Here is a 12,741-nt window from a genome sequence, read left to right on the forward strand (position 1 = left end):
AGAATAGGGAGCGCAGGTGCTGACCACACGCTCCTTTTGCAGTCCAAAGAGGAGCCAGCTAGCGACTGTTCACTCTTGCTCAGGGAATGGTATCAGCCTTCTGATGTCGGCTGGCCACCTGAGGTCACGGTATCGACGCGTTTTTCCAGCTGCTGGAGACGCTTGGCCATGTCGTCCAGGTGGCGGATACGCGCGGCGCTCTTGCGCCATTCAGCCAGTGGCTGCATGGCAGTGCCGGAAGAATAGGCACCCGGTTCGGTGATCGAACGGGTCACCATGGTCATCCCAGACACGAAAACGTTATCACAGACATCGATATGACCCACCATGCCGACACCTCCGGCAATGGTGCAATGCTTGCCGATGCGCGTGCTGCCGGAAATCCCGACGCATGCAGCCATGGCCGTATGCTCACCGATCTGCACGTTGTGGGCGATCTGGATCTGGTTGTCGAGCTTGACCCCATCAGCGATGCGCGTATCCGACAGTGCCCCGCGATCGACCGCAGTGTTGACACCGATTTCCACATCGTCGCCGATGGTAACACCACCGATCTGGGCAATTTTGCGCCACACGCCCTTCTCGTTGGCAAAACCGAAGCCTTCACCGCCAATCACGGCACCTGACTGGATGACCACACGCTTGCCGATGGTCACATCATGGTACAGGGTGACCCTCGGGGCCAGCCAGCCGCCCTCACCGATCACGCAACGGGCACCGACCACACAGTGTGCACCCACACTGACATTGGCCGCGATGCGCGCACCGCTTTCGATGACCGCGAACGGCCCGATGCTGGCACTGGCATCCACCTGCGCGTCCTCGGCCACCACGGCGCTGGGATGAATACCCGCCACAGCCTTGGGTTTGGGGTCGAACAGGTGGGAGATGCGCGCGTAGGCCAGATACGGGTCGGCGACGATCAGCGCATTGCCGGCAAAGCCTTCGGCGTCCGCTGCCTTCAGCAGCACCGCAGCCGCCTGGCTGCTATCCAGGAACTTGCGGTACTGCGGGTTGGCGAGGAAGCTCAACTGACCTGGGCCAGCCTCCTGCAAGGTGGCCAGCCCGGTAATCTGCAGCGCCTCGGGCCCCTTGAGAGTGGCGCCGAGGGCCTCGGCCAACTGGCCTAGCGTCATGGTCACGGTCATATCAACGGGCTTGGTTCATGCGCTCGATGACCTGGCGGGTGATGTCGTACTGAGGCTTGACATCGATGACCGCGCCACGCTCGAGGACCAGGTCGTAACCACCTTTCTTGATCACTTCCTCGACAGCGCCATCCAGCTTCGGCTTCAGTTGCTTGAGCATGTCGCGGTCAGCAACGGCCTTGGCTTCGTTCAGTTCCTTGGACTGGAACTGGAAGTCACGGGCCTTCTGCTTGAACTCGAGTTCCAGGCGCTCGCGCTCCTGCTGCTGCATCTTGTCGCCGCCCTTGATCAGACGGTCCTGGATGCCCTTGGCGCTGCTTTCCAGGCTTTTCAGCTTGGTCAGTTGCGGGCCGAACTTCTTCTCGGCATCCACCGCGTATTTCTTGGCGGCGTCCGACTCCAGCAGGGCCATCTGATAGTTCAGGACGGCAACCTTCATTTCGGCGAAAGCCGGGGTGGCGACAAGCGCCGCGGCCACTACGGCCAGTTGGGTCAACTTACGCACGATGCACTCCTGGATAAACCGTTGTCATTAAGCGAGGGCCGACCTCAGAAGGTCTGGCCCAGAGAGAATTGGAACACCTGGGTGTCGGCATCGTCCGGCTTCTTGACCGGCATTGCCAGGCTGAAGCTCAGCGGGCCCAGTGCGGTGATCCAGGTCACGCCCAGGCCGACCGAGCTGGCCATACCCGAGAAACCGACCTTCTCGCAATCAGGCTGGTTGCCGCAATTGGTGTCGAACACGTTACCCACATCCCAGAACACGGACGTGCGCAGCGAACGCTGATCCTTGACGAATGGCAGCGGGAACAGCAGCTCCACACCACCTTGTACCAGCACGTTGCCACCAAACGGCAACGGATCCTGGTCCGGGTCGGCGATGGTGCCTGGCTTGCCACCGTTGGCCTCGCCGCGGCTTGGGGTACTGCGTGGGCCCAGGCTGCTGTCCTTGAAGCCACGGACGGAGTTGAAGCCACCCGCGAAGTAGTTCTCGTAGAACGGCAGGCCGGAGGTGCTGCCGTAACCATCACCATAGCCCAGCTCGGTGTGCAGGCGCAGGGTGTAGTCGTTGGTAATCGGCTTGAACAGCTGGCCGCGGTAGTCGAGCTTGAAGAACGACAGGTCGCTGCCCGGAATGGTGGATTCCAGGGTCAGGCTTTGCGAGTGACCACGGGTCGCCAGCACGCCTTTGTTCAGGGTCGACTCCGACCAGCCGATCGAGGCCTTGAAGTTCAGGAAGCTGTCGCCTTCCTCTTCGAGGAAATCGAAGATCTCGTCAACGGTGTACTTGCCGGTCTTGATCTTGTCCTGCTGCACGCTCAGGCCATAGGTCAGGCGCGAGGTCTCGCTGATCGGGTAGCCGAGGCTGACGCCTGCACCATAGCTGTCCACCGCGTAGCTGGCCACGTCGACGTCGAGGTCGTCGTAGTCGGTGCTGCGGTAGAAGGCGTTGTAGCCCAGGCTCACGCCATCGGCAGTGAAGTAGGGGTCAACGAAGCCGAAGTTGTAGCGGGTCTGGTATTCCGAACGGGTCAGGCCGATGGATACCTTGTTACCGGTACCGAGGAAGTTGCTCTGGCTGATCGAGCCACCGAGGATCAGGCCGGCGCTCTGGGCGAAGCCGACGCTGGCGGTAATCGAGCCGGAGGCCTGTTCCTCGACGCTGTAGTTGACGTCGACCTGGTCGTCGGTGCCCGGCACCGGCGGGGTCTCGACGTTCACTTCCTTGAAGAAGCCCAGGCGTTCCAGGCGGGTCTTGGACTGGTCGATCAGGTAGGTCGAGGCCCAGCCGCCTTCCATCTGGCGCATTTCGCGACGCAGCACTTCGTCTTCGGTCTTGGTGTTGCCGCGGTAGTTGATGCGGTTGACGTAGGCACGCTTGCCCGGGTCGACCACGAACATGATGTCGACGGTGTGGTCTTCATCGTTCGGCTGCGGCACGCCGTTGACGTTGGCGAAGGTATAGCCTTCGTTACCCAGGCGGCGGGTGATCAGCTCGGAGGTGCTGGTCATCACCTTGCGCGAGAACACCTGGCCAGGCTGCACCAGCAGCAGCGACTTGACCTGGTCTTCCGGCACCTTCAGGTCACCGGACAGCTTCACGTCGCGGACGGTGTACTTCTCGCCTTCGTTGATGTTGACGGTGATGTAGACGTGTTTCTTGTCCGGCGTGATGGACACCTGGGTGGAGGCGATGTCCATGTTGATGTAGCCGCGGTCCAGGTAGTAGGAACGCAGGCGCTCCAGGTCACCGGAGAGCTTTTCGCGGGCGTACTTGTCGTCGTTCTTGAAGAACGACAGCCAGTTGGTGGTCTTCAGCTCGAACAGCTGCGCCAGGGTCTCGTCGTCGAACACGTTGTTGCCAACGATGTTGATGTGCTGGATGGCGGCGACGGTGCCTTCGTTGATCTTGATCTTCAGCGCCACGCGGTTGCGCGGCTGCGGCACCACCTCGGCGTCGACCTCGGCCGAATAGCGGCCCTGGGCCACGTACTGGCGCTGCAGCTCGTTACGCACACCTTCGAGGGTGGCACGCTGGAAGATCTCGCCTTCGGCCAGGCCGGATTGCTTCAGGCCTTTCATCAGGTCTTCGGTGCTGATGGCCTTGTTGCCTTCGATCTCGATGCTCGACACCGACGGGCGTTCGACCACGTTGATGATCAGGACATTGCCATCGCGGTTCAGCTGAATGTCCTGGAAGAAGCCGGTCTTGAACAGGGAACGGGTCGACTCCACCAGTCGGCGGTCATCGGCCTGGTCGCCGACGTTCAGCGGCAAGGCACCGAAGACACTGCCGGCGGAAACCCGCTGCAGGCCATTGACGCGGATATCGGAGATGGTGAAGGACTCGGCGTGAACTTCAGCGATCATCAGTGCGGACATGACCGCAGTTAGCAGCAGACGTTTCATGAAGTCCTTTTATTCCAACTGGCAATAAACAGCCCGCCGCGACAAGACGGCAGGTTTCGCAATTGAGCGAAGCTTTATAGTCGACCCAGATCGTTGATCAGGGCGAGCAACATCACCCCTATGACCAAACTGATACCGATCTGGACCCCCCAACCTTGCACCCGATCCGACAGCGGACGACCGCGCACCCACTCGACCAGGTAAAACAGCAAATGCCCCCCATCCAGAACCGGGATGGGCAGCAGGTTAAGAACCCCCAGGCTTATGCTCAGGTAGGCCAGGAAATTCAGGAAATCCCCCACGCCGGACTGGGCTGAAGCGCCCGCCACTTTAGCAATGGTTATCGGTCCGCTCAAGTTTTTTACCGAGAGCTCCCCGAACAGCATTTTCTTCAGCGATTCAAGGGTCAGGACGCTCATGTTCCAGGTGCGTGACAAGCCCTCACCCACCGCATCCAGCGGGCCGTAGCTGACTTCGCGGAGCATGTTGGCAGGCCATTCGCCACCTTTTACCCCGGCGCCCAGATAGCCACCGGCCGCCTTGCCCTCGCCCTTGCGCGCCAGGGTGACCGGGATGTCCAGCACAGCACCATCGCGCTCGACGCGCACCACAACCTTGGTTTGCGGGCGGGCCCGCACGGCATCGACCACCTGCTGCCATTCGCTTACTGCCACGCCATCGAGCGCCAGCAGCTTGTCACCGGTTTTCAGGCCCGCAGCGGCAGCCGGCCCCTTCGGATCGATCTCGGCCAACACCGGCAAGATCGCCGGGCGCCAAGGGTGCAGCCCAAGGGACTGGATCGGGTCCGGTTCGTCGGCGCCCTTGAGCCAGCTGTCCAGCTTCACCTGCAGCTGGCGCTCGGCGCTGGCGCCCTCTTCACGCACGCCAACCTGCAAGGTGCCGCTCTCGCCCAGGCGGCGAACCAGTTGCAGGTTGACCGCAGACCAACCATTGGTCGGCTTGCCGTCGATGGAGACGATTTCCTGACCTGCGGTCAGGCCTGCCGATGCTGCCAGGCTGCCCGCATCGACCGCGCCGATCACCGGGCGGATCTGCTGGGTACCCAGCATCGCCAGCACCCAGAAGAACAGGATGGCCAGCAGGAAGTTGGCAACCGGGCCCGCCGCGACGATCGCGATGCGCTGGCGTACGGTCTTGCGGTTGAACGACTGCTCGATCAGCGCCGGCGGCACGTCACCCTCGCGCTCGTCGAGCATCTTGACGTAGCCACCCAGCGGGATCGCCGCGACCACGAACTCGGTGCCATGGCGGTCATGCCAGCGCAGCAGCGGCGTGCCGAAGCCCACCGAGAAGCGCAGCACCTTGACACCGCAGCGGCGTGCCACCCAGAAGTGGCCGAATTCATGGAAAGTGACCAGTACACCCAAGGCTACGAGGGTGCCGATAATCATGTAGAGCGCTGTCATATCCATCTCCGAATGATGTTCAGCGGGCTGGCATCATGCCCAGCCCCCTCGTGAACCGTGGCGGGCCTGCATCAGCGACCGTGACGCCTCAGCCACTCACGGGAAAGCTCCCGGGCACGCTGGTCGGCGGCGAACACCGCGTCCAGCGACGGCAGCGGTACGACGGGCTCCTGATCGAGCACCTGTTCGATCATACCCGCGATCTCCGGGAAGCGGATACGCCGCTGGAGAAATGCCTCGACTGCGACCTCGTTTGCCGCATTGAGCACGGCCGGTGCGCTGTTGCCGGCCTCGGCAGCCTGCCGCGCCAGGCGCAGGCAAGGGAAGCGCTGTTCGTCGGGCGCCTGGAAGTCCAGACGGGCGATGGCGAACAGGTCCAGCGGCGCCACCCCGGAATCGATCCGCTCGGGCCAGGCCAGGGCGTTGGCGATGGGTGTGCGCATGTCCGGGTTACCCAACTGCGCCAGCACCGAACCGTCCACATAATCCACCAGGGAGTGGATCACGCTCTGCGGGTGCACCACCACCTCGACCTTGGCCGGTGCGGCATCGAACAACCAGCAGGCCTCGATCAGCTCCAGGCCCTTGTTCATCATGCTGGCCGAATCCACGGAAATCTTGCGCCCCATGGACCAGTTGGGGTGCGCGCAGGCCTGTTCCGGGGTGACGTCCAGCAACGCCTCGACGGGCGTCTCGCGGAACGGGCCACCGGAGGCGGTGAGCAGGATCCGGCGCACGCCGACGGCACTCAGGCCGCGCGCGTAGTCGCCGGGCATGCACTGGAAGATCGCATTGTGCTCGCTGTCGATCGGCAGCAGCACGGCGCCACTGCGCCGCACCGCCTCCATGAACAGCGCGCCGGACATCACCAGCGCCTCCTTGTTGGCCAGCAATACCTTCTTGCCCGCCTCGACCGCCGCCAGGGTGGGGCGCAGGCCGGCGGCGCCGACGATGGCCGCCATCACCGCGTCCACTTCCGACGCAGAAGCCACCTGGCACAACCCGGCCTCGCCTTCCAGCACCTCGGTGGCGCAACCTGCCGCAACCAGGCTTTCGCGCAGTCGCGCTGCCGCTTCGGCATTCGGTACCACGGCGAATGTCGGCCGATGGCGCACGCACAGCGCAAGCAATTCGTCGATACGCGAATAGCCACTCAGGGCGAACACCTGATAACGGTCGGGATGGCGCGCGATAACATCCAGCGTGCTCAGGCCGATGGAGCCGGTTGCCCCGAGCACGGTAATACGCTGCGGACGGCTCACATCACACCCCATTCGGCAGCCCACAGCAGCACGGCGAAAATCGGGATCGCCGCAGTCAGGCTGTCGATGCGGTCGAGCACCCCACCATGGCCAGGCAACAGGTTGCTGCTGTCCTTGATACCGGAACGGCGCTTGAACATGCTTTCGGTCAGGTCACCGACCACCGAAGACATGACCACCAGGGCTGCACTCAGCAGGCCCAGCAGAATCTGGCCGAAGCCCCAGTCGCGACTGATTCCGACCACCAGGGTAATCACCAGGCTGACCGCCAGGCCGCCATACACGCCCTCCCAGCTCTTGCCAGGGCTGACCTGAGGCGCCAGCTTGCGCCTGCCGAAGGCACGGCCAGAGAAGTACGCGCCAATATCGGCAGCCCACACCAGCACCATGACCGACAGGATCAGCCAGTTACCCAGCGGCCAGTGCTTGAGCAGCACCAGACCCTGCCAGGCCGGCAGCAAAACCAGCAGGCCGATCAGCAACCGGCAGGCTGCACTGGCCCACAGCTCGCTACTACGTGGATAGGTAAGCACCAGCCAGGTGGCCAACCCCCACCAGATCACCGCAGCGCCCAGCACCCAGGGCGCCAGCTCCGGAAGGATGTACAGCAGCATCAGCGCTCCGGCGACGACCACGGCATAGGCGATGCGCAGCGGCTGGGCCATGAGCCCGGCCAGACGCGCCCACTCCCAGGCGCCGAGGGTCACCACGAAGCCGATGAACAGGGCGAAGTCCCCACCGTTGAGCAGGAAGAAGCCACCCAGCGCGATCGGCAGCAGGATCAGCGCGGTAATGATGCGTTGTTTAAGCATTAAGCACGAGCTCCAGCCTCGACCTGCTCGCTGGTCTTACCGAAGCGGCGCTGGCGCGAAGCGAAATCGGCCAGGGCGGTGCGCATGGCCTCGTGTTTGAAGTCCGGCCAGTACAGGTCGGAGAAGTACAGCTCGGCGTAGGCCAGCTGCCACAACAGGAAGTTGCTGATGCGGTGCTCGCCACCGGTGCGGATGCACAGGTCCGGCAGCGGCAGCTCGCCGGTTGCCAGGCAGGTCTGCAGCAGGCCCGGGGTGATGTCTTCCGGGCGCAGGTGCCCGGCTTGCACTTCCCGCGCCAGCCGCTGGGCAGCCTGGGCGATGTCCCACTGGCCACCGTAGTTGGCCGCTATCTGCAGGATGAAGCGGTTGTTGCCGGCGGTCAGCGCCTCGGCCTCGCGCATGGCGGCCTGCAGCTCGGGATGGAAACGCGAACGGTCACCGATGATACGCAGGCTGATGTTGTTCTCGTTGAGGCGCCTGGCCTCGCGGCGCAGGGCCGAGAAGAACAGCTCCATCAGCGCACCAACCTCTTCGGCGGGACGCTGCCAGTTCTCGCTGGAGAAGGCGAACAGGGTCAGCACCTCGACCCCGGATTCGGCACAGACTTCGATGACCGCGCGAACGGCGTCGACACCCGCCTTGTGCCCGGCAACACCGGGCAACAAGCGTTTTTTCGCCCAGCGGTTGTTGCCATCCATGATGATCGCGACATGACGCGGCACCGAGGACGGTGCCGCTGGCTTGGTCTTTTCCATTAAAAAACCCCGGCCTTAGACGGCCATCAGGTCCTTTTCCTTGGCTTTGAAGGCGGCATCGACTTCAGCAACGTACTTGTCGGTCAGCTTCTGGATCTCGTCAGCGGCGCGACGTTCTTCGTCTTCGCTGATTTCCTTGTCCTTGGTCAGCTTCTTCAGGTCGGCCAGAGCGTCACGGCGCACGTTACGCACGGCCACCTTGGCATCCTCGGCAACGCCGCTGGCCTGCTTGGTGTAGCCCTTGCGGGTTTCCTCGGTCAGGGCCGGCATCGGCACACGGATGGTGGTGCCGGCGCTGGACGGGTTCAGACCCAGGTCGGAGGTGAGGATGGCCTTCTCGATGGCGGCGCTGAGATTCTTGTCGTGGGCGACGATCTTCAGGGTGCGGGCATCTTCGACGGTGATCGCGGCCACCTGGTTCAGCGGCATCTCGCTACCCCAGGCAGTGACCTTGACGCTGTCCAGGATGCTTGGGTGGGCGCGACCGGTGCGGATTGCCGCGAGGTTGCGAGCCAGGGCTTCGATAGACTTGCCCATGCGCTCCTGCGCGTCTTTCTTGATGTCGTTGATCATGCTTGGCCTTCCTCGATCAGAGTACCTTCAGCGCCACCCACCACGATGTTCAGCAGGGCGCCAGGCTTGTTCATGTTGAATACCCGCAATGGCATCTTGTGGTCACGGCACAGGCAGATTGCGGTCAGGTCCATCACACCCAGCTTGCGATCCAGGACCTCGTCGTAGGTCAGGTGATCGAACTTCTCGGCATGCGGGTCCTTGAATGGATCGGCAGTGTACACACCATCGACCTTGGTCGCCTTCAGCACCACGTCGGCATCGATTTCGATGGCGCGCAGGCAGGCCGCGGAGTCGGTGGTGAAGAACGGGTTGCCGGTACCGGCGGAGAAAATTACCACATCCCCGGAGTTGAGGTGGCGAATAGCTTTGCGACGATCATAATGATCGGTGACACCGACCATGGAAATGGCCGACATGACCAGGGCCGGGATGTTCGAGCGCTCCAGCGCGTCGCGCATGGCCAGGCCGTTCATCACGGTGGCCAGCATGCCCATGTGGTCACCGGTGACGCGGTCCATGCCGGCTGCGCTGAGCGCGGCGCCGCGGAACAGGTTGCCACCACCGATCACCAGGCCGACCTGGACACCGATCCCTACCAGCTGGCCAACTTCGAGGGCCATGCGATCCAGCACTTTCGGGTCGATCCCGAAGTCTTCCGAGCCCATCAGGGCCTCGCCGCTAAGTTTGAGCAAAATGCGTTTATAGCGAGGTTGGCGACCACTCACCTGCTGAGCCATTGCGAGTCTCTCCTGCGGCGTACTTTTAGAAAATTCGTGCGGGCTGTTTGCAGCCTGCTAACTGTAGCGTGGCACCGCTTCGGTGCCAGCGGCGACGGGCCTTATAAACCCTTCGCCGTTTTGACAAAGAGGCTGCGCGCGTGAGCGGGCAGCCTCTTTGGGGCGACAGACGGGGCTGTCTTACTGCTTGGCAGCAGCGACCTGAGCGGCAACTTCAGCAGCGAAGTCGTCGACTGGCTTCTCGATGCCTTCGCCTACCTTGAAGTAGGTGAAGGAAACGATTTCAGCACCGGCTTTCTTGGCCAGCTCGCCAACCTTGACTTCCGGGTTCATGACGAAGGCTTGCTCGACCAGCGAGGCTTCGGCCAGGAACTTCGAGATACGACCTTTGATCATGTTCTCGACGATGTTTTCCGGCTTGCCGGCGATCTTGTCAGCGTTCAGCTGCAGGAAGACGCCCTTCTCGCGCTCGATGGCTTCGGCCGATACTTCCGACGGCAGCAGGAACTCAGGGTTCGAAGCTGCAACGTGCATGGCGATGTTCTTGGCCAGATCGACGTCGCCGCCTTTCAGGACAACGGCAGCGCCGATCTTGTTGCCGTGCAGGTAGGCACCGACAACGTCACCTTCAACGCGCACCAGGCGACGGATGTTGACGTTCTCGCCGCACTTGGCAACCAGGGCTTCACGAGCAGCTTCACGCGAGGCGATCAGCGGAGCAGCGTCGGTCAGCTTCTGGGCGAAGGCTTCTTCGATGCTGTCGGCTACGAAAGCCTTGAAGTCGTCTTGCAGGGCCAGGAAGTCGGTCTGCGAGTTCACTTCCAGCAGGACGGCGGATTTACCGTCGGTCTTGACGGCGATAGCGCCTTCAGCAGCGACGTTGCCAGCCTTTTTGGCGGCCTTGATGGCGCCCGAGGCACGCATGTCGTCAATGGCTTTTTCGATGTCGCCGCCGGCCTTTTCCAGGGCCTTCTTGCAATCCATCATGCCTTCGCCGGTACGCTCGCGCAGTTCTTTGACCAGCGCTGCAGTAATTGCTGCCATTTCAAAATCCTCTTGGAAAGTTTTTCAACCATTCCACCCGTTCGTCACGGGCGTTCAATTCTGCAAATCCACTGTGTTTATCTCAGCGGGCCCATGATGCGGGGCCGATGCTGACAGCAGGATTTCAAGGTGGCAAAAAGGGGGCAGAGCCCCCTTTTTGCGTGCCAAGTCGACGCTAGCGTCTAATTACTCGGCAGCAGGTGCAGCCGCTTCTTCAGCGTAAACTTCGGTGCCGCCGGCAACGTTGTTGCGGCCGCGGATGACTGCGTCAGCCATCGAAGTCATGTACAGCTCGATAGCGCGGATGGCGTCATCGTTACCTGGGATGATGTAGTCAACACCTTCCGGGCTGCTGTTGGTATCGACAACGCCGATTACCGGGATGCCCAGCTTGTTGGCTTCGGTGATCGCGATGCGCTCGTGATCAACGTCGATAACGAACAGAGCGTCTGGCAGACCACCCATGTCCTTGATGCCGCCCAGGCTGCGATCCAGTTTTTCCAGGTCGCGGGAGCGCATCAGGGCTTCTTTCTTGGTCAGCTTGGCGAAAGTGCCGTCTTCGGCCTGGGTTTCCAGGTCGCGCAGACGCTTGATCGAAGCGCGGATGGTCTTGTAGTTGGTCAGCATGCCACCCAACCAACGGTGGTCAACGTACGGCGAACCGCAACGAGCAGCTTGCTCGGCGACGATCTTGCCGGCGGAACGCTTGGTGCCGACGAACAGGATCTTGTTCTTGCCCTGGGCCAGGCGCTCTACGAACGACAGAGCGTCGTTGAACATTGGCAGGGTTTTTTCCAGGTTGACGATGTGGATCTTGTTACGCGCGCCGAAAATGTACTTGCCCATTTTCGGGTTCCAGTAACGGGTCTGGTGGCCGAAGTGCACACCGGCCTTCAGCATATCGCGCATGTTGACTTGGGACATGATAGTTCCTTGATAAGTCGGGTTGGGCCTCCACGTATCCCAATGACCAACCCGCGAATTCTGCAACTCGGGGCACCCAGGTCATCGTGTCGACACGTGTGTGGGTTAAGTGCTGACGGGGTCGTCCCCGAAAGCGGCGCATTTTATACCACAGACCGCGACCGAACGGAACCCGGATACTGTTGCGTCCGTCAGCGGTTTTTGCAGCACCCCGGCTTTCGCGCCAGAATGCCAGCTGTAGACAGCAGCATTGCCGCCTTTATCCCGACCGATCGGCGCCCTGCTCTGCTAGAATCCGGCCTTTCCCGTTTGTTCGCGCCGTGCACGGCGCTGTAGAGAGCCTGTAATGACCGTCACCATCAAGACCGCAGAAGACATCGAAAAGATGCGCATCGCTGGCCGCCTGGCCGCCGAGGTGCTGGAAATGATCGAGGAACACGTCAAGCCCGGTGTCACCACCGAAGAGCTGGACCGCCTGTGTCACGACTACATCGTCAACGTCCAGCAGGCCATCCCGGCACCGCTCAACTACAAGGGCTACCCGAAGTCGATCTGCACCTCGATCAACCATGTGGTCTGCCACGGCATCCCCAACGACAAGCCGCTCAAGGACGGTGACACGCTGAACATCGACGTCACCGTGATCAAGGACGGCTACCACGGCGATACCAGCCGCATGTTCCACGTCGGCACCGTGCCGGTATGGGCCGAGCGCCTGTCCAAGGTCACCCAGGAGTGCATGTACAAGGCCATCGAACTGGTCAAGCCGGGCTGCCGACTGGGCGACATCGGCGAAGTGATCCAGAAGCACGCTGAAAAGAACGGCTTCTCGGTGGTACGCGAGTTCTGTGGCCACGGCATCGGCAAGGTGTTCCACGAAGAGCCGCAGATCCTGCACTACGGCCGCGCCGGCACCGGCATGGAGCTGAAGGAAGGCATGACCTTTACCATCGAGCCGATGATCAACCAGGGCAAGGCCGACACCAAGGTGCTGGGCGACGGCTGGACCGCCATCACCAAGGACCGCAAGCTCTCGGCCCAATGGGAGCACACCCTGGTGGTGACCGCGACCGGCTACGAGATCTTCACCCTGCGCAAGGACGACACCATCCCGCGCACCTCGGCCTGACCGCACTCCCACAGGCC

12 protein-coding genes are annotated in these 12,741 nt (G+C 62.2%); 1 reads left to right on the top strand and 11 read right to left on the bottom strand.

The genetic code is table 11. From position 1 onward, the window contains the following. Positions 1-92: 92 nt before the first annotated feature. The 11 genes from lpxD to rpsB form a co-directional block, all read right to left on the bottom strand. Positions 93-1,148 (bottom strand): UDP-3-O-(3-hydroxymyristoyl)glucosamine N-acyltransferase, encoded by a 1,056-nt coding sequence (lpxD, locus tag RR51_RS23120; protein ID WP_013971258.1) that lies wholly within the window; start codon positions 1,146-1,148, stop codon positions 93-95. A 1-nt stretch (position 1,149) separates the two neighbouring features. Further along, positions 1,150-1,653: an OmpH family outer membrane protein gene (locus RR51_RS23125; protein ID WP_015269197.1), complete on the bottom strand. Its 504-nt coding sequence runs from the start codon at positions 1,651-1,653 to the stop codon at positions 1,150-1,152. Between the two features lie 44 nt (positions 1,654-1,697). Next, positions 1,698-4,058 (bottom strand): outer membrane protein assembly factor BamA, encoded by a 2,361-nt coding sequence (gene bamA, locus RR51_RS23130; protein ID WP_013971256.1) that lies wholly within the window; start codon positions 4,056-4,058, stop codon positions 1,698-1,700. Positions 4,059-4,132: 74 nt separating this feature from the next. Next, positions 4,133-5,485, bottom strand: coding sequence for an RIP metalloprotease RseP (gene rseP, locus RR51_RS23135; RefSeq protein WP_039614794.1), 1,353 nt, complete (start codon positions 5,483-5,485; stop codon positions 4,133-4,135). Between the two features lie 71 nt (positions 5,486-5,556). Then, on the bottom strand, positions 5,557-6,747 hold the full coding sequence (gene ispC / locus RR51_RS23140; RefSeq protein ID WP_024086395.1) for a 1-deoxy-D-xylulose-5-phosphate reductoisomerase: 1,191 nt from the start codon (positions 6,745-6,747) through the stop codon (positions 5,557-5,559). Continuing rightward, positions 6,744-7,559 (bottom strand): phosphatidate cytidylyltransferase, encoded by an 816-nt coding sequence (locus tag RR51_RS23145; protein ID WP_039614795.1) that lies wholly within the window; start codon positions 7,557-7,559, stop codon positions 6,744-6,746. The genes ispC and RR51_RS23145 overlap by 4 nt, the downstream gene beginning before the upstream one ends. Then, positions 7,559-8,314, bottom strand: coding sequence for a polyprenyl diphosphate synthase (gene uppS / locus RR51_RS23150; protein ID WP_039614796.1), 756 nt, complete (start codon positions 8,312-8,314; stop codon positions 7,559-7,561). The genes RR51_RS23145 and uppS overlap by 1 nt, the downstream gene beginning before the upstream one ends. Before the next feature lie 15 nt (positions 8,315-8,329). Further along, positions 8,330-8,887: a ribosome recycling factor gene (gene frr, locus RR51_RS23155; protein ID WP_004375414.1), complete on the bottom strand. Its 558-nt coding sequence runs from the start codon at positions 8,885-8,887 to the stop codon at positions 8,330-8,332. Then, positions 8,884-9,627, bottom strand: coding sequence for a UMP kinase (pyrH, locus tag RR51_RS23160; RefSeq protein WP_003252294.1), 744 nt, complete (start codon positions 9,625-9,627; stop codon positions 8,884-8,886). Before pyrH ends, frr begins: the two co-directional genes overlap by 4 nt. 180 nt (positions 9,628-9,807) lie before the next feature. Further along, positions 9,808-10,671 carry a translation elongation factor Ts gene (gene tsf / locus RR51_RS23165; protein ID WP_039614797.1) on the bottom strand — a complete coding sequence of 288 codons (864 nt, stop codon included), beginning with the start codon at positions 10,669-10,671 and terminating at the stop codon, positions 9,808-9,810. A 186-nt stretch (positions 10,672-10,857) separates the two neighbouring features. Beyond that, entirely contained in the window at positions 10,858-11,595 is a 738-nt protein-coding gene (gene rpsB / locus RR51_RS23170; protein ID WP_003252287.1) for a 30S ribosomal protein S2, read from the bottom strand. Between the two features lie 346 nt (positions 11,596-11,941). On the opposite strand from rpsB, the gene map reads away from it, so the two are divergent. Then, positions 11,942-12,724, top strand: coding sequence for a type I methionyl aminopeptidase (gene map, locus RR51_RS23175; RefSeq protein ID WP_004375406.1), 783 nt, complete (start codon positions 11,942-11,944; stop codon positions 12,722-12,724). Positions 12,725-12,741 lie beyond the last annotated feature (17 nt).

This window comes from Pseudomonas sp. C5pp (assembly GCF_000814065.1).
GTDB lineage: Bacteria > Pseudomonadota > Gammaproteobacteria > Pseudomonadales > Pseudomonadaceae > Aquipseudomonas > Aquipseudomonas asiatica.